This window comes from Mycobacterium sp. NGS49 (assembly GCF_059812565.1).
Window position 1 is genome coordinate 20935 of record NZ_JCALCX010000020.1, and the last position, 24618, is coordinate 45552.

At 68.0% G+C, this 24618-nt stretch carries 15 protein-coding genes and 1 pseudogene; 6 read left to right on the forward strand and 10 right to left on the reverse strand.

The features are described 5' to 3' along the window. Nucleotide 1 precedes the first annotated feature (1 nt). From AC5Y7D_RS20555 to AC5Y7D_RS20595, 9 genes and pseudogenes are all read right to left on the reverse strand, one after another. Nucleotides 2–217: an MbtH family protein gene (locus tag AC5Y7D_RS20555; RefSeq protein WP_499927188.1), complete on the reverse strand. Its 216-nt coding sequence runs from the start codon at nucleotides 215–217 to the stop codon at nucleotides 2–4. Continuing rightward, complete coding sequence (gene mbtG, locus AC5Y7D_RS20560) at nucleotides 198–1502, reverse strand: NADPH-dependent L-lysine N(6)-monooxygenase MbtG (protein ID WP_499927190.1); 1305 nt, start codon at nucleotides 1500–1502, stop codon at nucleotides 198–200. Before mbtG ends, AC5Y7D_RS20555 begins: the two co-directional genes overlap by 20 nt. Then, nucleotides 1499–5863, reverse strand: coding sequence for an amino acid adenylation domain-containing protein (locus AC5Y7D_RS20565; RefSeq protein WP_499927192.1), 4365 nt, complete (start codon nucleotides 5861–5863; stop codon nucleotides 1499–1501). The genes mbtG and AC5Y7D_RS20565 overlap by 4 nt, the downstream gene beginning before the upstream one ends. Next, nucleotides 5860–11037, reverse strand: coding sequence for an amino acid adenylation domain-containing protein (locus tag AC5Y7D_RS20570; protein WP_499927194.1), 5178 nt, complete (start codon nucleotides 11035–11037; stop codon nucleotides 5860–5862). Before AC5Y7D_RS20570 ends, AC5Y7D_RS20565 begins: the two co-directional genes overlap by 4 nt. Next, complete coding sequence (gene mbtD / locus AC5Y7D_RS20575; protein ID WP_499927196.1) at nucleotides 11030–14047, reverse strand: mycobactin polyketide synthase MbtD; 3018 nt, start codon at nucleotides 14045–14047, stop codon at nucleotides 11030–11032. Before mbtD ends, AC5Y7D_RS20570 begins: the two co-directional genes overlap by 8 nt. Further along, a complete protein-coding gene (locus tag AC5Y7D_RS20580) occupies nucleotides 14047–15357 on the reverse strand; it encodes a beta-ketoacyl [acyl carrier protein] synthase domain-containing protein (protein WP_499927198.1) in 1311 nt (436 codons plus the stop codon). The genes mbtD and AC5Y7D_RS20580 overlap by 1 nt, the downstream gene beginning before the upstream one ends. Beyond that, the gene (locus AC5Y7D_RS20585; protein ID WP_499927309.1) at nucleotides 15347–16093 is read right to left on the reverse strand and encodes a thioesterase II family protein; all 747 of its coding nucleotides are present in this window, start codon (nucleotides 16091–16093) and stop codon (nucleotides 15347–15349) included. Before AC5Y7D_RS20585 ends, AC5Y7D_RS20580 begins: the two co-directional genes overlap by 11 nt. Nucleotides 16094–16444: 351 nt before the next feature. After that, nucleotides 16445–16672: pseudogene (locus AC5Y7D_RS20590) on the reverse strand (phosphopantetheine-binding protein); the annotation flags it as partial. A gap of 65 nt (nucleotides 16673–16737) precedes the next feature. Continuing rightward, complete coding sequence (locus AC5Y7D_RS20595) at nucleotides 16738–16971, reverse strand: hypothetical protein (protein WP_499927200.1); 234 nt, start codon at nucleotides 16969–16971, stop codon at nucleotides 16738–16740. Nucleotides 16972–17274: 303 nt separating this feature from the next. Here AC5Y7D_RS20595 and AC5Y7D_RS20600 point away from each other — a divergent pair, with 303 nt between their 5' ends. The 6 genes from AC5Y7D_RS20600 (at nucleotide 17275) to AC5Y7D_RS20625 (ending at nucleotide 23606) form a co-directional block, all read left to right on the forward strand. Beyond that, nucleotides 17275–17652, forward strand: coding sequence for a hypothetical protein (locus AC5Y7D_RS20600; RefSeq protein WP_499927202.1), 378 nt, complete (start codon nucleotides 17275–17277; stop codon nucleotides 17650–17652). 706 nt (nucleotides 17653–18358) lie between these two features. Next, entirely contained in the window at nucleotides 18359–19342 is a 984-nt protein-coding gene (locus AC5Y7D_RS20605; protein ID WP_499927204.1) for an alpha/beta hydrolase, read from the forward strand. Between the two features lie 17 nt (nucleotides 19343–19359). Further along, a complete protein-coding gene (locus tag AC5Y7D_RS20610) occupies nucleotides 19360–20223 on the forward strand; it encodes an SDR family NAD(P)-dependent oxidoreductase (protein WP_499927206.1) in 864 nt (287 codons plus the stop codon). A gap of 26 nt (nucleotides 20224–20249) precedes the next feature. Then, a complete protein-coding gene (locus AC5Y7D_RS20615) occupies nucleotides 20250–21170 on the forward strand; it encodes a ferritin-like domain-containing protein (RefSeq protein WP_499927207.1) in 921 nt (306 codons plus the stop codon). After that, nucleotides 21167–22660 (forward strand): flavin-containing monooxygenase, encoded by a 1494-nt coding sequence (locus AC5Y7D_RS20620; protein ID WP_499927311.1) that lies wholly within the window; start codon nucleotides 21167–21169, stop codon nucleotides 22658–22660. Before AC5Y7D_RS20615 ends, AC5Y7D_RS20620 begins: the two co-directional genes overlap by 4 nt. Before the next feature lie 13 nt (nucleotides 22661–22673). Further along, on the forward strand, nucleotides 22674–23606 hold the full coding sequence (locus AC5Y7D_RS20625) for a MerR family transcriptional regulator (protein ID WP_499927312.1): 933 nt from the start codon (nucleotides 22674–22676) through the stop codon (nucleotides 23604–23606). Here the strand turns inward: AC5Y7D_RS20625 and AC5Y7D_RS20630 are convergent. Next, nucleotides 23593–24615 (reverse strand): acyl-ACP desaturase, encoded by a 1023-nt coding sequence (locus tag AC5Y7D_RS20630; RefSeq protein ID WP_499927209.1) that lies wholly within the window; start codon nucleotides 24613–24615, stop codon nucleotides 23593–23595. The two genes, AC5Y7D_RS20625 and AC5Y7D_RS20630, sit on opposite strands and share 14 nt — an antisense overlap. Between the last annotated feature and the right edge of the window lie 3 nt (nucleotides 24616–24618).

The following is a 24618-nucleotide window of genomic DNA, read 5'->3' on the forward strand; positions in this document are numbered from 1 at the left end:
ATCACTTCCCCGCCAGGGCATCGCGCAGGCTCTTCGGCCGGATGTCGGTCCAGTTCCGGTCCACGTACTCCAGGCAGTCCGCGCGACCCGCGGCGCCGTAGACCGTCCGCCAGCCGGCCGGGATCTCGGCGAACGCCGGCCACAGGCTGTGCTGCCACTCGTCATTGACGAGCACCAGGAAGCTCCCGGTGTCGTCGTCAAAGGGGTTGGTGCTCATCACTTCTCCTCATCAAGGGTGCGCTGGATTTCAAGTGGTGCATTGCAGGGACACTGGCGCCCAGCACGCGGTCCGACAGCAATCCGAGACAGCTCAAGTTGGGAAACCCCGGGCCCTGAGTGAGTCCGGACAGCGTGGGCAGAAACAGCGTGGGCGTGACGTCGCTGACCTGCAGGTGATAGCCGATCGCCTCCTGCAGGCGGTCTGCGGTCAGCGGTCCGCCCAATCCGAGCTCGAGCAGGTCGAGCGCGTCCTGGCTGAACAGCGAGGTGAACCAGAGCGGGTCGGCGCCGGAGCCGTCGATCACGAGATCGAAACCGTGGACCGTCTCGAAGTTTTCGCTGCCCCGGTTGGTGCTGAGGGTCAGCCTGATCTGGTTCTGCCGGCCCACGGCGTGGGCGACCCGGCCGCGCAGGTGGTGGATGCGGTCGTCGGCGAGCAGCGCTTCCTGCACGTTCGCCGAGAACACCCCGCGATCGGTACGGGCCATCGCGTCGCGGCGTTCGCTGATCGTCAGCGCGGTCCAGTCGGTGGGGTCAGAGAACAGCGAGTTCTCGAAGAAGCCTTCCCCGCGGGTGAACAGGGTCACCTGTGGGGAGATGACGGTGATAGTCGAAACCCGGTGCCGGAACAGCTCGTTGAGCATCGAAGCGGCCGTCTCGCCACCGCCGATCACCGCGACCCGCTCGGCGTTGATGCGGTCATGGGCGGCGGCGCGGTCCCAGAACTGTGCGATGGACAGCACGCGGGGATTGCCCGGCAGTAGAGACTTTTCGGCTTGGCCGGGCCCGGTGATCATCAAGGCGTCGGCCTGCACGCTGGTCTCGTGGGTACGCAATTCCCAACGGTCACCGGCCAGGGCGAGCTTTTCGACCTCGCCGTGCACCACGTTGAGTTCGACGTGTTGAGCGACCCAGTTCAGATACTGGCTCCAGCGCCGGTGCGTGGGGGCGGGCCTGCCGCGGTCCACCCACTCGGCGAATGAGCCGGTGGAGATCAGATAAGAGGTCCAGCTGTATCGGGTCATCCGCTCGTCGAGTTCGGCGTTGCGGCGCGGCACCAGCGCTGAACGGTAGGGAAAGCCGACGTCCTTCTCCGGAGAGGTGCCCAGCCGGTGGGCACCGTCCGTCCAGCCCCCGCTGGCCTGCCAGTTCGCGGCGACGCCGATGCGTTCGACGGCGACGATCTCGGGGACGTCCACACCCATGTCGCGGAGCACCGAGGCCTTCGCGGCCACCGCGACCGCCTTGGCTCCGGCACCTAGCACGGCAAGCGTCGAATTCATGGCGCAATCTCCAATAGTGCTTCCTGCCACAGCGATTGCAGCACGGCGATGTCGTCCCCGGTGAGGACGTCGGGCAGCGCACGCCACTGGGTGGCGAGCACGGATGCATCAGTCGGTCCCAACAGCGCGGCCACCACCGTCAGTTCGTGGCGTACCGCCTGTTCCGGTTCGGGCAATTGCCCCAGCCCGGCGAGCAGGTTGCGGTCTACCGACAGGTCACCGACCCCGACCTGAAGGCTGCCCAGATAGTTCAGCAGCAGTTGCGGTTCGGGAAATGCGCGTAGTCGTTCGGCGGTGTCGGACCGCAGATACCGCAGCAGTCCGTAATCGATACCGCTGCCGGGTATTCGGGCCAGGTCAGCCGCTCCGCCGGAGTGGATGCGCAGCGGGAAGATCGCACTGAGCAGCCCCACGGTGTCACTGGTGTCGACGTCGTGGGCGGCGGTGTCGTCGACGTCGGCGTCCGCGCGGCCGTGCGTCTCGAGGGCCAGCAGCGGTGCAGGCGTCGCCTGGCCGCGTCGGCGCCGCCAAGCGGTCACGGTCCGCGCGGCGGCGGTGGCCAGCAGCTCAGGCATCGGTCGGGCCAGGGACAGCAGCCGCGCGGTCAGATCCGTATCGCAGACCGCAAGGCTCAGTGCGAGGTCGCCGGCCCGGTCGGCATGCGGACGCACCCGCCGAGCGCCCAGCGGCGGATCCGGACCGTCGAGTTCGCCGAGCCAGAAGTCAGCGCTCTGCAGCGACCCGGCCCGCGCGGCCAGCAACTGCGACCACTGCCGGTACGTGGTGTGCTCGCGGTAGGGAGCGATCATGCGTCCGGCGGCCAGCGTGTGCAGGCCCGCGTCGAGTTCGCTCAGCACGATCCGCCACGATGCCGGGTCCATCGCCAGCACATGCGCCGTCAGGACCAGCACGCCGGGCCCGCACGGTTCGCGCAGCCACGCCGCGGACAGTACGCGGCCGGCCTGCGGATCCATCTTCGCCAGCGCCCTGCGGGTCTGTTCGGCGACTTCGTCGACCAGTTCCCCGCCGGCCCGCACCTCGCTCAGTATGCGTTGCCTCGGTTGGGCCACCATGGCCATCGCGGCCCGGTCGAACCGGCAACGCAGCACCTCGTGTGCGTCTACGACGCGGTCCAGCAGGGCGTCCAGCCGCTCTCGGGTCACCGAGTCCGGCAGCCTGATGACTTCGGTCTGCGCCAGCCGGCGCGGGTCGCCGTATTCATAGAGCCAGTGGACGTTGGGCAGCACCGGGATCGGCCCGGTGGCCTGCCCGCCGGACGTCTGCCCCGCGGCCTGGGCGTCGACGGCCGCCGCCAGCTCACGGATGGTCTCGCACTCCACCATCAGCCGGGCGCGCAGCGCGATGCCGCGGCGCCGAGCGGCCTGCACCACCGACAGGGCGACGATGCTGTCCACGCCGATCTGCAAAAAGCTCGCCGCGACATCGACTTCGGCGATGTCGAGCACGGACCGGAACGCCTCGACCAGTGCCAGTTCGGTCGCAGTGACCGGCGGGCTTACCGATTGATCGGCGAGATCCATTGCTGACAAAGCTTTTTCGTCGATCTTGCCGTGCGAGGTGAGCGGCAGCGCGTCGACTACGACGATGTGATGCGGGACCAGGTAGCGCGGCAGCCGCCGCGAGAGCACGGCACGCAGCTCGGCTACCGGCAGTGGATCAGGTCCGGCGGCCACGTAGGCGATCAACCGTGGTCCGGTGGCATGGGTGCGCGCCACCACGTGCGAACCGCGAACACCCGGGTGTCCATTGAGCACCGCGGCGATTTCGCCGGGCTCGACGCGGAATCCCCGGATCTTCACCTGGTCGTCGCTGCGGCCGAGAAACTGCAGTCCGCCATCGGGCAAGCGGCGCACCACATCTCCGGTGCGGTACATCCGGTTGCCGCGCCCGGTCGGCTCCGCGACGAATCGTGCCGCGGTCTCGGCCGCGCGGCCGAGGTAGCCGCGGGTCAGCTGCTCACCCGCCAGATACAACTCGCCGGCGACCCCGTCCGGCACCGGCCGCAGCCACGAGTCCAGCACATAGGCACGCGTGGTTCGGGTCGGGCGCCCGATGACCGGTTCGGCATGCTCGGCGATGGCGGCGACCACCGCCTCGACCGTGGTCTCGGTCGGCCCGTAGCAGTTGAAGGCGGTCATGCCGGTGCGTGCGCATTCCTGCTGAATCTGGTGCCACGCGGTGGCGCCAAGGGCTTCACCGCCGAGCGCGAGCACCGCCAGCGGCACCCGATCGAGCAGTCCCGCACTGTGCAGCTGGGTGAACATCGATGGCGTGGTGTCAATCAGGTCCAGATCGAACCGGTCGATCACCTCCACCAGCGCGTCGGCGTCACGCCGGCGGTCGTCGTCGACGATGTGCACCGAGTGACCGTCGAGCAGCGCCGCCAGCGGCTGCCAGGCCGCGTCGAACGTGAAGGACCAGGCGTGCGCCACCCGCATGCGCCGCCCGAGCCGTGCGGCGGCCGGTCGCAGGACGCGCTCGATGTGGTCGTCGGCATATGCCGAAAGTGCCCGGTGGGTGCCGATGACGCCTTTCGGAGTCCCGGTGGTGCCGGAGGTGAATACCGCGTATACCGCTTGCTCGGGCGCAGCGGCGAACTGCCGGTGATCGGCGGGCACGTCGGTGGCCACGGCGGCGTCGAACAGGTCCTGATCGAGGATGGGGGAAGCGCCCGTTTGCCGCAGGATCTCGGCGATCCGCTCGCCGGGCGTCGCCGGGTCGAGCGGCACGATCATGCCGCCGGACTTGAGGACGCCCAGCAGCGCGGTCACATAGTCCGGCCCGCGCGGCAGCGTGATCGCCACCGGGGTTTCGGCGCACACCCCGGCGCGGCGCAACGCGGCGGCCAGTCGATCGGCCCGGCCGTCCAGCTCCCGGTAGGTCAACTGACCGTCGGCCCAGCTCAGTGCCACCGAATGCGGTTGTCGAGCAACGACTTCGGTGAATCTGCTGTGCACGTCCGCTCGCCATCCGGGGTGCGCTGCCACACCGGCGGCGATGCGCTCGCGGTCGAGCAGGACGTCGACATCGCGCAGCGGCCCGTCCCACCGGTCGATCAGGCGCTGCACCACCGCCAGCACGCGTCTGCCGAGATCCTCCGGCGCCGTGCTGCCCAGCGCCCCGTCCAGCACCTCCACCAGGATGGTCAGCTCGCCGGCGCCGATATGTGCGGCGACGGTCACCGGGAAGTGGGCGAGGCTTTCCAGCGCGACCGGCCGGAACGTCGCCCCGCCGGCTTGAAACTCGTTGTTGCCCACCACCTCACCGGGCGGGAAGTTCTCGTAGACCAACAAGGTGTCGAACATCTCGCCGACGCCGGCGATGGCGCGCAGCTCGGCATGCCCCAGGTGACTGTGGTCCTGAAGTGCCGCGAACTCCCGTTGCAGGGCAAGACATTGCGACCCGACCGGTGCGCGCGGATCCAGCCGCACCCGCAGCGGCACCGTGTTGACGAACAAACCGACCATCGTTTCCACGCCCGACAACTCGCTCGGCCGGCCGGCGACCGTCACGCCGAACGTCACGTCGCCTCGATCGGTGAACGCGGAAAGCGTCAGAGCCCAGGCCATCTGCACCAGCGAGTTGAGCGTGACGCCGCGGGCGCGCGCGGTGTCGGTCAACGCGCCGGTGGACGGCCGGTCCAGACGCAACTCGGTACGTCGCGGAATTCCGTTCAGCGGCGGGTTCCTGGTGAGCGCCGGGGACAGCAGGGTCGGGCCGTCCAGGTTCTTCAGGTGGCGGGCCCACACCGCGCGACTGGCGGTCTCGTCGCGACCGGCCAGCCAGCCGATGTAGTCGCGGTAGGGCCGCGGCGGCGGCGGCAACGCGGCGGTGTCGCCGCCGGCCCGGTACAGGGCTAGCATTTCGGACACGAACAGCGGCAACGACCAGCCGTCGATCACGATGTGGTGCGCGACGATGACCAGACGCCAACGGCGGTCCGGCAGTTCGATGAGCAGGAACCGCAACAGCGGGCCGCGGCCGAGGTCGAATCGGCACCGGCGCTCGCGGGCTTCCAGCGCCGCCACCTCGTCGGCGTGCGCTTGGACCACCGTCCAGGGCACCTCCACGGTGGTGGGGACCACCTGCACCGGCCGGCTGAGGTTGCCATGGACGAAGCTCACCCGCAGGTTGGGATGCCGCTGCAGCATCGCCGCCGCACAGTCCCGCAACAAGGCGACGTCCAGCGAACCGGTGATCTCGGCGGCCATCGCAATGACATACGGGTCAGCCGCATCGGGTTCCCCGTCGAGCAGCGTGGTCATGGAGAACAGTCCGCGCTGCAGCGGGCTGAGCGCCATCACATCCTCGACGGCGGGGCGTGCGTCGGCTCGAGTCACGGCTGCTGGTCCCAGGTTGTGGTCAGCTCGGCGAGTTCGTCGGCGGACAACCCGGAGGTGCTCATCGGCGCGTGGTGCGCGTCGTTGGCACCGGCTTGGCTCTGCGCCCGGGCATCCAGCGCGGTCGCGAGTTCGTGCAGCACCGGATGCTCGAAGATCATCCGCGGCGTCAGCGGCAGGCCGGCATCCCGGGCCTGTGCGGCAACCCGAACCGCCAGGATGCTGTCCCCGCCGAGGATGAAGAAGTCGTCGTGGCGCCCGACCTCGCCGGCGTCGTCGAGCACGTCACCGAGAATGTCCGCCAGCAGGCATTCGGTGGCCGTTCGCGGTGGTTCCGCCGGCACGGTTGCCGGCACCGGCTTGTCCGGCGCAGCGACGGACGCTGCCGGCAGGATTTCCAGCAGGCCGTCGGCGTCCCACACGCCGCGATCACCGGTGCGGTAGAGGCGCGAGCCGGGCTGGGAGGCGAAGGGGTCGGCGACGAACCGGGCCGCGGTCGACGACGGCGGCGTCAGCCTGCCGCATGCCGCGATGCCGCCTCCGCAATAGACGTCACCCACCACGCCGGGCGGCACCGGCTTGAGCGACGCATCGAGTAGGTAAACCCGCGCGGTGTCGACGCCCGCCTTGCAGCGGTCCAGAATACGTTGCGTTTCTTGCGGATTCGCAATCTCGACATCCCGCAGCGGCTGGTCTGGATGCTCGGCGAACGCCTCGGCGATGCGGACGAGCCAGTCGGCGAACCGCTGGCCGGTGCTGCGCCGGTACAGCTCGGTGCGGTAGATGACGTGGCCGCGATATCCGTCGGCGCAGGCGAAGAAATTGACCGAGATGTCGGCGTGCGCGGCGTCGAAGGTCGGCTCCAGCGCGGTGAAGGTGGTGTCACCGTCCGGTCCGGTCTCGATGACCTGACCGTCGGGCAGCTGGTCGCGCACGTGCACCACGACGTCGAACAGCGGATTGCGCGACAGCGAGCGGACCGGGCGGACGGCATCCACCACCTGGTCGAACGGCAGGTCCTGATGCTCGTAGGCGGCCAGCGCCATGTCCCTGGTCCGTTTCAGCACCGAACGCAGGCTGGGGTTTCCGCTCAGGTCGTTGCGCAGCACCAGGATGTTGATGAAGAACCCGATGAGCTGATCCAGATCGGACTCGTTGCGTCCGGAGATCGGTGTGCCGATCGGGATGTCGACGCTGCCGGCGGCTTTGTGCAGCGCCACCGCAACGACGGCCTGCAGCAGCATGAACTCGGTGACACCCGATTCGCGGTTCAGCGCGGTCAGCTTGTCGCGGGTCGCCGCGCTGATGCAGAACTCCACGGCGTCCCCGGCGCCGCTGAGCACGGGGGGCCGCCGGAAGTCCGGGCGCAGGCCGGTTTCGGTGGGTAACCCCCGGAGCTGACCGATCCAGTAATCACGTTGCGGCTCAACGATTCCCGCGCTGTCCTCCAACAGCCTTGCCTGCCAGATGCCGTAGTCGGCGTACTGGACGGGCAACGGCGCCCAGGACGGCTCTCGGCCGGCACTTCGGGCCCGGTATGCGGTCAACACGTCGTTGAACAGCACGCCGGCCGACCAGTGGTCGCCGGCGATGTGGTGCAGCACCAGCGACAAGACCGTCTGGTCCGGTGTACTCAGCAAAGCGGCCCGGACCGGCCAGTCGGTTTCCAGATCGATGACCTGGCCCCGCTCGTCGTCGAGCTGTGTCTGCAGCCAAATCTGGTCGGGTCCGTGGTCGCGCCGCACCGGTAGGTGCGCAGGCGGGTGGATGATCTGGTGCGGTACCCCGTCGATTTCGCGGTAGGTGGTCCGCAGGATCTCGTGTCGGGCCACCACATCGGTGATCGCCGCCGCCAGCGCGTCGGCGTGAACGGGGCCGCGCAGCGCGGCGGCGAAGGGAATGTTGTTGTAGGCGTTCGGCCCGTCGACTCGGTAGCTGAACCAGGTCCGCATCTGAGACGACGACAGCCGCACCGGGCGCTGGCGATCCGTCGGTGTCAGCCGGGGCCGCGCCGAGTCCGGGTTCAGCGTTTCCAGGTGCGCCGCCAGCCGGGCGACGGTGGCGAATTCGAATATCTCCCGCACCCGGACATCCACCGAAAACGTATTGCGCAGCGCCGCGACGAGTTTGGTGGCCAGCAGCGAGTGTCCGCCGAGCTCGAAGAAGGAGTCATCGGCGCCCACCCGGTCCCGGCCGAGCAGCTCTTCGAACAGTGCCGCGACGCGCCGCTCGGTGGGGGTCGCACAGGCCCGGAACTCGGTGCCGGTGCCGACCTCGGGGTCGGGCAACGCGGCGCGGTCGATCTTGCCGTGCGCCGTGATCGGAATCTCCTCCAGCACAACGTAAGCCGCGGGCACCATATACTCGGGCAACGCCGCGGCCACCCGGGCCCGGATCCGGTCCAGGTCAACCTCACCCGGTCCGTCGTCGCCGTGGGCGGGCGTGACGTAGCCGACCAGGCTCTTGCCCAGGCGGGGCAGCTCACTGACCACCACGACGGCCTGCCCCACCGTGGGATCCACGGAAATGGCGGCCGCCACGTCGCCGAGTTCGATTCGGAACCCACGAATTTTGACCTGCTCGTCGGCGCGGCCGACGAACTCGATGTCGCCGTGCGTATTGCGACGGGCCAGATCTCCCGATCGGTACATGCGCGCCCCGGGGTTGAAGGGGTCGGCGACGAAACGTTGCGCGGTCAGTGCGGCGCGGCGGTGATATCCGTACGCCACATGGGTTCCCCCGATATAGATCTCGCCGATCACGCCGACGGGCACCGGCTGCAGCGAGTCGTCCAGCAGGTACATGGCGGTATTGATCTTGGGCCGGCCGATGGGCACGATCCGGGTGCCCTGCGGGCCCTCCACCTTGAACCGGCTGGCGTTGATCACGGTTTCGGTCGGGCCGTAGAAATTGTGCAGCAGGGCGTCGAAGGTGGCGTGGAATCGGTCGGCCACTTCGCCGGGCAGCGGCTCTCCGCCGATCGGCACCCGCTGCAACGTCCGCCACTCGTTGACGCCCGGCAGCGACAGGAACAGTCCCAGCAGGGAGGGCACGAAGTGCATGGCCGTGATGCCCTCGTCGCGCAGCAACGCGGTGAGGTAGCCGATGTCGGACAGCCCGCCGGGTCGCGGGATCACCATCGTCGCCCCGCATGCCAGCGTGCCGAAGATTTCGGCGATCGACACATCGAAGCTGGGCGAAGCGACCTGCAGCAGCCGGTCGGTGCTGTCGACTTGGTATTCGCCGGAGAACCAGACGAAGTACTCCGCGACCGGGCGGTGGGGCACCGCGACACCCTTGGGCAGCCCGGTTGTTCCGGAGGTGTAGATCAGATAGGCGTTGTTCTCGGGCTGCAGCGGTCGGATGCGGTCAGCGTCGCCGAGATCCTCGGTTGAGTAGCCGGCCAGCTCCGGCACCGCTTCGCGCAGCACCAGTTTCGCGTCACAATCGCCCAGAATGAAGTCCAGCCGGTCCTGCGGGTAGCTGGGATCCACCGGAACGTAGACGGCACCGGACTTGATCAGTCCCAATGCGGTGACGACCAGTTCCGGCGACTTGTCCAGCAACACCGCGACCCGGTCTTCGCTGCCGATGCCCTGCGCAACCAGCCAGTGCGCCAGCTGATTTGATGCTTCGTTGAGTTCCCGGTAACTGCATCGCCTGCCCTCGTAGACGATCGCTGTCGCGTCAGGATTGCGCCGGGTCTGTTCGGACACCAGATCCACCAGGGTCCGCGGCGGAGTCTCGAACTTGTCGCCCCAGGTCACATCCTGCAACCACCGGGCTTGGCGTGCACTCGTCAGCGCCAGTCGCGACAACGGTTTGTCCGGAGTGGCCAGCGCGTCGTCGAGCAAGACGCCGAAGTGCTCGAGCAACTGCTGCGCCAAAGCCGGCTCGAGGATCTCCAGCAGGTACTCGGCCTCGACCAGGACACCGGTCCGGTCGAATTCCACCATCATGCCCAGCGGCAACTGTGTGACGTTGCTGCGCAGTTCGTGGCGCCGGCATTCGGTGCCCGGCGGGTTGAAGCCACCGCCGTCGGGTTCGCGGAAGCCGAAGCTTACCCGGGTCATCCGCTCGGCGCCGTGGCGGCGATCCGGATTCAATTCCCGCACCACGTGATCGAGATTGATGCGTTGGTGGGCGAAGGCTCCGGCCGCGGCTTCGCGCGTCTCCGCGAGCAGATCGCGGAAGGTCATCGCGGGTTGCGGACGGATCCGCATCGCCACGGTGTTGCCGAAATAGCCGATGGTCTCTTCGGTTCCGGCGCCGCGGTTGAGTACCGGTGCGGCAACCAGGAAGTCGTCGCTGTGCGTGTAGCGGTGCATCAGCGCACCGAACGCAGCCAACAGCACCATGTAGGGCGTACAGCCGGTGGCCTTGGCTATCGCGGTCACCCGACCGGCGATGTCGTCGGGCAGCCGCACCGTGGCCCGGGCCGCCCGCCAGTTGGTCGGCACACTCGTTCCGGCGGGTCCGGGCAGTTCCAGCGGTTCCGGCGGGTCGGCCATGACGGAGCGCCAGTAGTCGAGATCGGCCGCGGTGGTGTCCGGCGTGGAAAGGACAGTGGGACGCAACTCTGGTCCGAGGTCGGCACCGCAGTATGCGCGGGTGAGGTCGGTGAAGAAGACCCGCCAGCAGCCGTCGTCCCAGGCGATGTGGTGGACCACCAGCAGCAGCACGTGCTCGTCGGCGGCCGTGCGCACCACGGTCATCCGCAGTGGAGCGTCGCTCGACAGGTCGAAAGGTGACGAGAATTCCCGCTGGGCAAGCACTTCCATTCGCAGCCGCTGGGCATGTTGGGACAGGTCGGCGAGATCGTGCCGGGTCCAGGCCGGGCGTAATTCAGGGTGTGTCGTCGCCTCGGGGACGCCGTTGTCGTCGACGGCGTACGTGGTGCGCAGGACCGGATGGCGGCGCGCGACGGCGTCGAGGGCCTCCTGTAGCCGGACGAGGTCGATGTCGCCGGTGATGCGGTAGGACACACAGACATTGAGTAAGGTCCCGGTGGGATCGGCCATCTGCACGAACCACATTCGCGCCTGGCCGTCGGTAAGTGCCTTCGCGGCGGACGGGGCGGGTGCTGCGAGGGGGGCCGACAACCCGCGGTCAGCCAGCCTCCGGCGCAGCAGCTGCAGTCGAGCCTCGTCGAGCCCGGTTTGGGTATCAGTCACGCGCGATGTCTACTTTCTGTCCCGTGGCGCAGTGCTCGCCGGCACCTTCGAGTTTCGCGACGATGTCGTCGCCGCTGATTTCGTCGAGCAGCAGACTCAGCGGCACCGTCCGGCCGATCACCCGCTTGAGCCGCTTGCGCAGATCCACCGCCAACATGGAGTCCACCCCGAGGTCGAACAGCGAGTCCGCCAGGTTGAGGGCGGTGGGGGGCTCGATGCCGAGCACCGCAGCCAGTTGGTCACGTACCGCATCGACCACGGTGACCGGCCCGTCCTGCACCTCGATCGGGTCCGCGTGGCGCGGCGCCGGGCCACCAAGAAAAAGTTGGAACCGGGCGGCATCGGCGGCGAAGACCATCGGGTCGACCGGGTATTCGCGCAGGCCGGCCTCGATCGCCGGCCGCGGAGGCATCGGCCGCAGACCGGAGCGCTCGATCTGCGCCCGCCCGGCCGCGTCCACGATGCCCCGGCCGCCGCCTTCAGCTGAATCAGCCTGCCACAGTCCGTATTTCACCGCCACGCACTGCCTGCCGTCGGCGCGCAACTGCGCGGCCATCACGTCGAGCAGTCGGTTGGCGGCCGAATAGGCGACGTGTTCGCGTCCGCCGAGTACACCAGACACCGAGGAGCACAACAGCATCCGGGCGCCGGGGCGGATCGGCCACAGTTCGGTCATCCGGGCCAGGCCGACGATCTTGGCGGCGCAGGTATCGGCCACGGCGTCACGCGTCATGGCGGCGGCCCCGCCGAAGGTGGCGCCGCCGGCTGCGTGGATCAGCAATGAGGCACCCGGACCGCCGTATTGGTCTGCAACGCGGCGCAATTGATGCGGGTCGGTGATGTCGCAACGCGGTGCCTGCACCTCGATGTCAGGCCGGGACGACAGCGCGGCGACAGCGGACGCATCGGCCCCACGACGGCTCAGCAGCACAATGCGCCGCGCGCCCCGCTCGGCCAGATACCTGGCGTAGTGCATGCCGAGGGCACCGGCGCCGCCGGTGATGACGACTTCGTCGAGCGCAGCGCTGTCCAGCGGCCACGGCTGGGCCACCGGTATGTCACCGAAGGTGCGCTCCCAGCAGGAGTGGCCGGCGGAGGCGATACGCAAGGCCGCCTCGCGGGCACCGGCCAGGGCTGCCTCGAGCGCCGTGGCGGCCGCCGCCGGCTCGAGCTGCCACGACGGCAGGTCCAGATGCGTGAAAGTGCGGTCGGGATACTCGAATCCGATGCTGCGATGCATCGCCGCTAATGCGGCATGACCGGCGGCGGGCACCGGATCTCCCGAATCGACCTGCTCGGCAGCGACGGTCAGCAGGCAAACCGTCCGGCACTGCGCACCGGGCGCGGCCGGATAGTCGAGCATTCCGGCCCCGACTCGATCGGCGAGCACAGCGGCGGCAAGCTCGGCGGTGCGGCCGTCGATCCGCGGTGCGATCACCACCACCAGGTCCGCCTCGCCCGGCGCGCTCAGCTCGGTCGCCGGGTGCAGGTCAATGGCCGCGCGCAGCGGGCGGTCGAGAACGCCGTCCGGGCCGAGATCGACCACGCCGACACGCCGCCGTCCGGCTGGCCGGACCGGTGTTACCCGCTGCCAACGCTCCCCCGCGACAGTCAACCCCTCGGCGGACCCGGGCCATGCGGGCAGCGGCTCGGGATGCGCCCACATCGGCACCGCCCTCATCGGCGCGTTCGGGAAGCCGCGCAACGCGCTGTCGTCGCCGGATTCGTCGACCAACTCGCTCCACGCATACCCCGGGTCAGCCGCCGCGGCGGTGACGATACTCGCCGACAGCGCATCGAGCGGCGGTTCACCCTTGCGCGCGGAACCCACCAGCACGGCCGGACCGTCCGGCAGGCCGGCAGCGGCCTCCAGGTTCTGCCCCATCGCGAACAACAGCACAGGGGTTCCGGACAGTTCGATGAACGAGCTTGCGCCGCAACGGATTGCCGACCCCATGGCGCGGTCGAAGCGGACCGTGTGCCGCAAGTTCGCATACCAGTAATCCGCGAAAGGGGTGCCGGCCGGCACCACGTCCCCGGTGGTACCGCCGATGAATTGCACTGCGGCGTCGGTGAACGACGAGTTTGGCAGCCGGGCCATCAACCCGTCGCGCAGCGGCTCGAGCACGCTGGTGTGCACCGGAAACCCCACCGTGATCTCGCGGGCGAACCGGCCGTCGGCCCGGACCTCGTCGACGATGGCCAGCACCGCGTCGCGGTCACCGGACACCGCCACGGCCGAGGCGGCGTTGACCACGGACAGCTCCAGCCATCCGTCGCGGTGCTCGATCAGTTCGCGTGCGGCCGGCTCGGTGATTGCCAGCGCCGCCACCGCGTAACGGCCCGGCAGCCGGTCCACCACGCCGGCACGGGCGGCCACCACGGCCACGGCATCTGGCAGGGTGATGCAACCCGCGACGTGGGCGGCCGCGACCTCGCCGAGACTGTGCCCGACGGTGAGGTCGGGAAGCACACCGCAGCTCCGCCAGATCGCGGCCAGCCCCACGGCGTGGGCGAATTGAGCACCTTCGATCTCGATCTCCGAGAACGACCCTTCGGCCAGACCCGTGGAGATCAGGTAGCGCAGTGGCGACGGGCTGCCGGCAGCCTGAAATTCCGCGGCGCAACCGTCGACCGCCGCCCGGTAGGCCGGCACCGCACCGTAGGCGGCCGCTCCCATGCCCGGCCACTGCCCGCCCTGGCCGGGGAAGACGAAGGCCTGCCGCGGTGGGCCGGCCAGCGCTGAGCGGGCTACCAGCCGATGGTCCCGGCCGGCGGCAAGCGCGCGCAACGCACCGACGAGCTCGGATCGGTTCGCGGCTCGCACCACGGCGCGGTACCGCCGCACCCGCCGGGTCCGGACCAGCTGCCGCGCCACCTGGCCGACGGTGGTGGCGGGAAATCGATCGATATAGTCGGCGATGGCCCTGGCATCGGCCCCGATGAGTTCCTCGGCGTGTGCGCTCAGCACCACCGCCACCCGCCCGTCCGGGAGTCGTCTGGCACCCATCAGGGCCCCCCGCACCCGGCGTCCGGCATCGAGACGATGACGTGGGTGTTGGTTCCGCTCATCCCGAACGCGGACACTGCCGCCGTGCGCCGCCCGTCGACCGCCGGCCATGGCGTCAGTTTGTCGGCCAGCCGCAGACCCGCACTCTCCCAATCGATTTCCCGGCTCGGCTCGTCGACGTGCAACGTCGGGGGTATCGCGCCGTGCTCGGCGGCCGTGATGACCTTCACCAGGCCCAGCGCGCCCGCCGCGGCCTGGGCATGCCCGATGTTGGACTTCACCGAACCCAACAGCGGCACTCGCGCGGCCGGCGCCCCGCCGTAGCCGGCCACCAGCGCCCGCAGTTCGGTACGGTCACCCAGGCGGGTGCCGGTGCCGTGTCCCTCGATCATGCCGACCTCGGCGACCTGGACCCCGGCCCGGCCGATGGTCCGCTGGAACAGCCGCTGCTGGGCGTCACCGCTCGGTGCCGTCAAGCCGTTGCTACGGCCATCGGCGTTCAGGCAACTGGCCCGGACTTCGGCGAGGATGTGACGACCGTCGGCGCGGGCCCGCGACCTGCGCTGCAGCAGGAACATGGCGGCCCCCTCGGCCCAGACCGTCCCGCTGGCGTGCGCGCTGTAGGGGCGGCAGTGGCCGTCGTCGGACAACGCGTGCTGCTTGGCGAATTCGACGAAATAGCCCGGAGTCCCCATCACGCAGACCCCGCCGGTGAGCGCCAGGTCGCAGTCCCCGGCCCGGATGGCCTGGACTGCCGTGTGAAACGCGGCCAGCGCCGACGAGCACGAGGTGTCGATGGTCAGGGCCGGCCCGGCCAGGTCCAGGGTGTAACTGATCCGGCCCGAGATGACGCCCAGCGACGTGCCGGTGATGAGATGCCCGCTGTGCTGGGAGAATTCGGACATAGGGGGGCCGTATTCGAGCGCCGAAGCGCCCACATAGCAGCCCACCTCATGGCCGGCCAGGTCGTCGGGATTGATCCCGCTGTTCTCCACGGCTCGCCACGCCACGCGCAGGGCGACTCGCTGCTGCGGATCCATGGCGGTCGCCTCGCGGGGTGAGATGCGGAAGAACTCCGGATCGAAGGTCGTTGCGCCGGAAAGGAACCCGCCGAGGTTGTGCACGGGCTTGAAGCCCTCGCGCCGCGATCCGTCGAACAACTCGGCCAGGGCCCAGCCCCGGTCAGTCGGAAACGGTCCGAGCCCCTCGCGCTGCTCGGCCAGTAGCGACCAGAAGTCGTCGGGGCTTTCACAGCCGCCGGGGGCCTCGACTGCCAGGCCGACAATGACAATCGGATCGCTATCGGGCACGGGCGCTCACCAATCGGGCCACCGCGTCGAGGTGGTCGTTGAGGTAGAAGTGACCGCCGTCGAACTGCGACAGGGTGAACCGGCCCGACGTGTGTGTTTCCCAGCCGGCCAGCATGTTTCGGCTGATCCGGTGGTCGCGGTGGCCACCGAGTGCGTGGATGTCGGCACCGATGCGTACCTCGGGCGCACAGGAATAGCATCCCAGCGCCCGGTAATCGGCTTTGACCGCTCTGATCAACAGTTCGGCGAATTCTTCATCTTCGAGCAGCAGGGGATCGGTGCCGCCGAGGTCCACCATGTCGGCCAGCACGTCGGCATCGGAACTCGGCAGCGGTCCGGACCCGGCAACGGTGCAGGGCGCTTGGCCCGAGGATGCCCACAAGGTGCGAACCGGCACGCCGTTGGTTTCGGCGACGCGGGCGAACTCGAAGGCCACCACCGCACCCATGCAATGGCCGAAGAGGGTCAGCGGCGCGGTCGCCGCCCAGTCTCCCGCCGCGAACAGTTCCAGCGCCAGCGCCTCGATGCTTTCCGCCGGTGGATGGCTGCGCCGGTCGGCACGCTGTGGGTACTGCACCACATAGGCGTCGACGCCGTTGGCGGACACGGCTTTGGCAAGCGTGCGGTAGGCCGCGGCCGCGCCTCCGGCGTGCGGGAACAGCACCACCGATCCACCCGTGCCGGTGCCGGTGAAGCACTTGACCCAGGACTGGAAATGCGGCGCGGAGGGTGTGATCGCAGGGGCCGGATCCAGCGCGGACATCACGTCGGCGCCGTCCATCTCGGCGATTTCCAGGTACACGCCGGCCACCTGCTCCAGCCGGTCCGGGTCGGCTTCCCGGCCGGAGAGCAACTCGGCCAACTTCGCCACGGTGCGGGTGTGAGCAAGGTCGGCGACCGTCAGTGTCGGCGAATCGAGCAGTTGTCTGACGTGGGCTACGGCCCGCGTGGCGAGCTCGGCGCCACCTCGCGGAAAGAACTCCTCGTGCACGCCCACGGTGGCGCGCCCCAGAATGCCGGCGAAGATGTCGCACAGCGCCCTTTCCAGCGGCGTTGCCGCGGGCCCGGCGGACGACACCAGTTCGGACCAGGCGTCGATCGTCGGTCGAGCGGACAGCATGTCAGAGTCGACGGCGATGCCCTTGGCACGCCAGCGAGCCGCCAATGCCGAGATGCGGACGGGGTCCAGGCCCTGCTCGACCAGGCTGTGACCAGGGCGAACGGCATCGGCGCGGACGCCAAGCAATTGGGCGACCTCCGCACGGATGTGCTCCCGATACGCCGCGGCACCCACAAACCCTCCCAGAATTAGCACAGGCTGCCCTAATTTGTGTGTTCACACTAGCTGTCGTCGGCACGCCACCGCCAATAGCCCGACGGTTAGTCCCCGGCGCCGACAGCCCGCGGTGCGCGAGCGGACGGGTTCGCGCACGGAGCACTGCCAGCTGAGGGGACTGCTGCCGGCGGTGCACCGGCGGCACGGGCCACGACGGCACCGGCGGATTCGCCAACCTCAGCAGCACCGGCGGTCAGGGCGGCCCCGGCGGCCCCGGCGGCATGATCATGGGCGGTGACTGTGGTGACGGCGGTAACGGCGGCGTCGGTGGCGCTCACCGTGACTGCTGCGCGACACGCTCTTGGTGCGGTCCGGCCGGCGGGCATACCGTCGGCGAAGCGTCGCGTAGCCACCCGCAGGGGCGCGTTGATGCAGCGCCACTCTCCGGCGTTATGCAGAGTCGCGACCTGTCAATTCAGTCATGAACCCGGCGATGGCAGCCACGGCCTAGACACGCCCGCGCGCGACGAAGGCTCGCGCGCCGGTCGGAAGAAATCGATTCCGACTCGGATGTTCCAGGGCCGGACAAATTCATTTCCTGAACTATGGGCCAATCTTCACTCAAGTCATAGACTTATTCGATGAGGCAAGGATTGTTACGCGATTCGGTATTGATGGCGGCGTGGGCGATCGGATTGTTGCTTGCGGCGTGGGTGGTTCCGGGGGTTTCGGTATCGGTGGGGGCATTCATTCTCGCGGTCGCGCTGTTTTCGGCGGCACAGGCGATGCTGTCGGTGTGGATCCTGAAGCTGCCGCATCGATATGCGCCACTGGCGCTTGGCGGCACCGGCCTGGCGTTGACAGTGGCCGCGATGTGGCTGTCAGCGGTGTTTACGCACGGTATGGATCTGCGCGGAGTCGAATCCTGGGTTGCCGCCACGACCGTGGTGTGGCTGGTGACCACCATCGGAGCGATCTTGTGGCCGGTGTTCATGCGCGACGAAGTCGGCTCGTTCTGAGCGTGGGGTAGCCCCCGCCATTGGGAAGTGCGGCACGCTCCCCGCATGCCGCCGCTGGACGGGAAATTGCAACTCGCCCGGGCTGGCGGCCGCGAGTAATATCAATTCGAGGTGACACGACGACCGCAGATTGGGGTGGTCATGGGAGACACGCATCGAGACCCGTCAGATCGTTATCGGACGACGCAACCGCGTGCTGGTCTGACGCTGAAGGACAATTTAATGTGGCCGGGTTTGATACTTGCGGCGGTAGCAGTAGCCGGGCTCATTTGTACCGTCGTTGTCGCGGCCTACGGGTACCACGATTGGGTGGCTACCACCGCAGTGATCGCGGCGCTGGCCGCTGTCGCCGCAGCGCTGTGGTTCGTGGTGGAACTTCGTCATGTAACGCACATCGAACAGCGGTGGGCTGCTCACCAGTAGCACCGCGGTTGTCCCCCCTCGCGTCAATGCGGTCGCGGACCCGAGCAACACCCTGACGCCATTCGCGATCGCATGACAGGTCATCAACGGGCCCGTGCGAGAGTGCGAGCGGCGGCACCACCTCTGGTGTGGTCACCGCGAGATCATCGGGTGGGCTTCGAGATTCGACACCGATCCCGCCTGCTTCGGCACGCGCCGACTCCGCCCGCCCCGCGGGCTATCGCAACTCGCGCCGATAAAACTGTCATTGACGAATGTCACCATTTGACGTTGACTAACTCGCATGGCGGACGTCGTTCCGGCACGCGGGTCACTGCGGTCCCGCGCTGCGATAGCGGTGAGCACTGTGATGGTGCGGCCGATCACTGCATCGATCCCGCCGGAGCGGGCCTGGGGCATGTGGGTGACGCGTCAGCTCATCGCCACCCTGATGGGCACATTCGGACCGTCGCTGGCCGGTACCCACGTCAAGCCGGTCGACTCCGTGCTGCCAGACCGGCGCCGGGTCGTCGGTGAATGGGTTTATGGACCGCAGGTTTCGACGACCAGCCGGTCATCGTCCGGAGCCATCTACTACGTGCACGGCAGTGGCTACGCCATGTGTTCGCCGCGTACCCATCGCAGGTTGACGTCCTGGCTGTCGTCGCTGACCGGCCTGCCGGTGTTCTGCGTCGACTACCGCTTGGCGCCGCGACACCGCTTCCCCGCTGCCGCCGACGACGTACGAGCCGGTTGGGACTGGTTGCCGCACGCAACCGGCTTGCCGCCGGAACGCATTGCGGTGGCGGCGGATTCGGCAGGCGGCCACCTCTCTGTGGACCTGCTGTTGCAACCGGATGTCGCCGCCACACCGCCCGCGTCCCTGGTGTTGTTCTCACCGCTGATCGACCTGACCTTCGAGCTTTGCGCCGCGCGCGAGCGACACCGCCCCGACCCGGCGCTCCGAGCGGCCGCCGTCGCCAAGATAGTGGCCCTGTACTACGCCGGCGTCGATCCCACCCACCATCGCCTCGCACTGAACGTCGCACAGGGTCCGCGGCTTCCGCCAACACTGATCCAGGCCGGTGGAGCAGAAATGCTGGAGGCCGACGCACGCCAGCTCGCAGCGGACATCTCGGCTGCCGGCGGCAATTGCGAGCTGCAGATCTGGCCCCACCAAATGCACGTGTTCCAAGCCCTCCCCCGCATGTCGCCGGAAGCATCGAAGGCGATGGTGCATGCCGCGCGATTTGTCAGCGACGCTCTCCGGGGCGACCGGGAACCCTAAGGGACAGAGGCGGTTTGATGCTGGGACCAGTGAACAGGCTGCTGGGCGGGAAGCCCACGAGTCGCGGGGCCCTGGCGGTGGTGACCGGCGCGGGCAGCGGCATCGGTGCGGCATTCGCCACCGAACTCGGTCACCGGGGTGGCAACGTGGTCTGCAGCGACATCGACGAAGCGGCCGCCCTACAAACGGCCGATGCGATCACCGCACGGGGCGCCAAGGCGGTTGCGGTGCGCTGTGACGTATCCCGGGTCGACGACGTGCACGCCCTGGCCGATCAGGCACTGGCGTGGTTCGGTGCACCACCGACACTGGTGATCAACAACGCCGGTGTCGGCGCCGGCGGCGAGCCCATCGGCGATGTTCCACTTGACGATTGGGTGCGGACACTCGGCGTCAATCTGTGGGGACCCATCCACGGCTGTCACGTCTTCACCCCCATGCTGCGCGAAGCAGGGTCTTGCCCGCCACGCGGAATCATCAACGTCGCCTCGGCGGCGGCGTTCGGGGCCGCGCCCGGTATGGCCGCCTACAACGTCAGCAAGGCCGGAGTGCTCTCGTTGACCGAGACGCTGGCGGCCGAGCTGTCCGGAACCGCAATCAAAGTCACCGTGTTGTGCCCGACCTTCGTCAAGACCGGCATCGTCGAATCGGGTCTGGCCGCCGGCCGCATCAGCGAGGAGTCCAGTGCGCTGGCCACCAAGCTGATGCGCTGGACCGGGTTCTCGGCGCGGAAGGTCGCGCGGATCTGCCTGGACGCCAACGATCGCGGCGACCTGTACTGCATGCCCCAGTTGGACGCCAAGTTCGCCTGGAATGTCAAACGCCTTGCCCCGGGCGCATATACGCGCGCGGTCGGTCTGGTATCGCGGGTGCGGCACTGAACACCCGTCCCCCGAAAGGAGAAGCGGTGGCCATCGACATGGACGTCATGCTCGCCAAAATCAAGGATCGGCAATGGGCACTCGCCGACATCGACTGGGAGGCGCCGGGGGCGGAGACCATTCGCCCCGAATTCCGGCCCAAGCTCAAGGCGTTCATGGCCGATCTGTGCTGGATCGAGAACATCGGCGCGCGGGGCTTCGCGGCGCTGGCCAAGAAGGCGCCCAACCCGACCATCGCCGAAATCTACCGGTATTTCCATGCCGAGGAGCAACGGCACGCCAACGCGGAACTGGCGCTGATGAAGCGCTGGGGAATGCTCGACGACGCAGAGATCCCGGAGCCCAACGTCAACTTCCGATTGGCCATCGAATGGCTGGACACGTTCGCAGACGATATGCCGCTGTCGGTGCTGGGCACCGTGATTCCGATGCTGGAGGTGGCGCTGGACGGCGCGCTGCTGAAGTTCCTGCTGGACTCGGTGCAGGACCCGGTCTGCCACCAGGTGTTCGAAAAGATCAACAACGATGAATCGCGGCACATTGCCGTCGATTTCGAGGTGCTGGAGATGATCGGCCACGCCACCGCACGCCGCTTGGCCATCGAACTGGTGGGGCGCTTAGCCTCACCGGGTCTGATCCTGGGCATGGTCATGTACGTCCCGCTGCTCAACCGGGTCCGAAACGAGATGGCCGGGATGGGTATGGAGCCGGAGCGGTTGTTCAACGCGGTCAACCGATTCAAGCAACTCGGCGAACGGGGTGAACGTACCCGGCGGGTGCCCACCTACAAGCTGCTCAAGCGGCACGCCGGATGGGTGGTCAACCCGCGCCACCCCTACCAGCTGCTGGCCAACTCCATGGTGTGGCTGTCGGATTACTACCCCAAGCCGCTGCTGAGGCCGATGCCGAGCTGGTCGCGGGAACTCACGCACAAGCCGGCGGCGTGACCATGGCCGGGGACACCGTCTACGCCACAATCATCATCGGCGCGGGCTTCACCGGGCTCGGGGCGGCCATCAAACTGGCCGAAGCCGGTGTCGAAGACGTGGTCGTCCTGGAACGTTCCGACTCCGTGGGGGGAACGTGGCGCGACACGCGGTATCCCGGTGCCAGCTGTGACGTGCCGTCGCTGTTGTACTCGTACTCGTTCGTCAAGAACCCGAAGTGGTCGCGAACGTACTCGCCCGCGCCGGAAATCCATCGGCACATCGAGGACATGGCGAACAGGTTCGACATCCGCCGGCACATCCGGTTCGGTCACGAGGTGACGCGTCTGACGTTCGACGAGGACGCCGGGGTGTGGACCGCAACGACGAACAACCGCAAACGGTTTCGCGCACGTACTGTCGTGCTGGCGTCCGGGCCCCTATCGGACGCCGGCTCTCCGGACATCCGTGGGCTGGACAGCTACGAAGGCCACAAGATCCACAGCGCCCGGTGGGATTCGGAATACGACTTCACGGGCAAGCGGGTTGCCGTCATCGGCACCGGTGCCAGCGCGATTCAGATTATCCCCGAGCTGGTGAAGCGGGCCGGTTTCGTCAAGGTATTTCAGCGCACGCCCGGCTGGGTGCTGCCGCGGCTGGATGTCGCCACGCCGCCGGCGGTGCAGGCGTTGTTCGCGAAAGTCCCGGCCACCCAACAACTTGCCCGTCAGATGCTGTTCTGGGGTCACGAAGCCACCGCGACGGCGATGGTGTGGAACACTCCGCTGACCTCCGTAGTAGCGCGGCTGGGCCGGGCCCACATCCGCGCCCAGGTCAAAGATCCCTGGTTGCGGCGCCAGCTGACGCCCGACTTCGCGCCGGGATGCAAGCGCATGCTGATTTCCAGCGACTACTACCCGGCCCTGCAGCGCGACAACTGCAAGCTGATCGACTGGCCGATCGCGACGCTGAGCCCGGTGGGGATCCGTACCAGCGACGGCATCGAACACCACGTGGACTGCATCGTCTTCGCGACCGGTTACGACGTCCACCTGACCGGGCCGCCGTTCGAGGTAACCGGCCTCGATGGCCGATCGCTTTCCGACGAATGGGCCGGTGGCGCACAGGCTTACAAGAGCATCAACGCACACGGGTACCCCAACCTGTTCTTCATGACCGGACCCAACTCGGGTCCCGGCCACAACTCCCTGCTGGTGTACATCGAAGGTCAGCTCGACTACGCGGTGCGCGGCATCACCACCATCCTGGACAACGACCTGCGCTACCTCGACGTGCGCGGAGATGTCCAGCGCCGCCACAACCGGCACATCCAGCGCCGTCTGACCAAGACGACGTGGATGTCCGGATGCCGCAGTTGGTATCTCACCAAGGACGGGTACAACGGGTCCATGTATCCGGGAACCGCCACCCAGTATCTTCGGCAGATGAGCGACTTTCAGTACCGGGATTACGACGCCGTTGCCCGCGAGCGCGTCGGCGCGCCGGTTTGACGGGCCGCACCCCTTGGTCACCGAGCAACCCCACGAGCGGTCCGCCAGGCCCGCACCCGGGACGATCGCCAGCGTGCTGTACAACGTGCGACGGGCGCCGCACCGGGTGCGGCGCCAGTCACGAGATTTCATCGAAACCGCCGTGACGCAGCTCTTCGATGCGGCGGTGCGCCACCCGCAGGACGCTGCGACATCCGGCGAGTACCGGATCGAGGAGCTGGCCCGGCTGGCCGGCACCACCACCCGCAATATCCGCGTCTACCGCGACCGCGGTTTGTTGCCGCCACCGCTGCGGGTCGGGCGGATCGCGTTGTTCAACGACACCCACCTGACCCGGCTCCGCCTGATCACCTCGATGCTCGACCGCGGCTACAACATCGCCCACGTGCGGGAAATGCTCAGCGCGTGGGAGGAAGGCAAAAATCTGGGCGATGTCCTGGGACTGGAGACGGCCATCGTGGGAACCTGGACCACCGAGAAGCCGCAAACCGTGTCGCTGGCGCAGGCTCGCGAACTCGTCGACGACGCAACCGCTTTCGACCGGCTGGTGGCGCTGCACGTCATGCGCGTGGACGGCGAGCGGGCCACCATCACCCGGCCCAAGCTCATCGAGGCATTCAACGAAGTCCGCGGCTACGGCATGAGCATCGATAAGCTCGTCGACCTACACGAGCAGATCCTGCCCAAGGTGGACGAGATCAGCGACATGCTGGTGCGCGCGGGGTTCGAACACGTCGCGGATCGGATCAAACCCGGTGAGGCCCTGCCGGCGGACGCGGAAGTCGCCGAGTTGATCACCATGCTGGTCCGGTTTCGCACGCAAGCGGTGGCGACGGTCACCGCCACCCTCGCGTCCTCGATCGAGTCCAACATCGAATCTCTGGTCAGCCGACTGCTGTCGGAATACCTGGAGCGGTCGGCCGAACCCGACGTCAGTGCCCGCTGAGCGTCAGCGTCCCTTCGGTTTTGAGCACCCGGGCGGCGGTGATCCGCTCGGCCTTACGCGCCTCACGGTCCAGGTAACGCTGCTTGGAGTCCTCGAACTTCTCCGCGGCCTGCTCGAGTTCCTTGATCAGCACCGCGAGATCGTCGCGCATGCGCGCCGCCTCGCCGGTGAACTCCTCGCGTTCGAAGATGCGCCACTTCTTCAGCACCGGCATCACCACCTCTTCGAGGTGGATCCGTGGGTCATAGACGCCGCCGACGGCGATGACCACCGCCTTGCGCCGGAACTCCGGCACCGTGTAGCCCGGCATCTTGAAGTTGCGCAGGATCCGGTGCACGGACTTCATCGCCTGATTGGGTGCGATGTCGAGACCCGCTTCGCTGACATCGCGATAGAAGATCATGTGCAGGTTCTCGTCCGCCGACACCCGCGCAAGCAGCTGGTTGGCGATGCTGTCGTCGCAGGCTTTACCGGTGTTGCGGTGCGAGACGCGGGTGGCCAGTTCCTGGAAGGAGACGTACATCACCGAGTCGAACAGGCTTTCCGCGAACATGTCGCCCTGCTGGTTCTGGCCCGGGCTGAAGCCGCGGGTGATCTGTTCCATCCGCAACTTCTCCAGCTCGACGGGGTCGACCGCGCGGGTCACCACCAGGTAGTCGCGCAACGCGACGCTGTGCCGGTTCTCCTCGGCGGTCCACCGATTGACCCATTGCCCCCACGCGCCGTCCAGGCTGAAGTTCATGGCGATCTCACGGTGGTAGGACGGCAGGTTGTCCTCGGTCAGCAGGTTCTGCACCATTGCGACCTGCGCCACATCGGAGAGTTGACTCTGCCCGGGCTCCCAGTCCTGGCCGTCGAGGGCGTAGTAGTTCTTGCCGTCCGACCAGGGAATGTAGTCGTGCGGATGCCATTCCTTGAACATCGACAGGTGCCGGTTGAGCAGGCGCTCGGCGACGGGTTCAAGTTCTTGCAGCAGCTGCAGATTCGTCATTTCTTTGGGCACAGACATCTC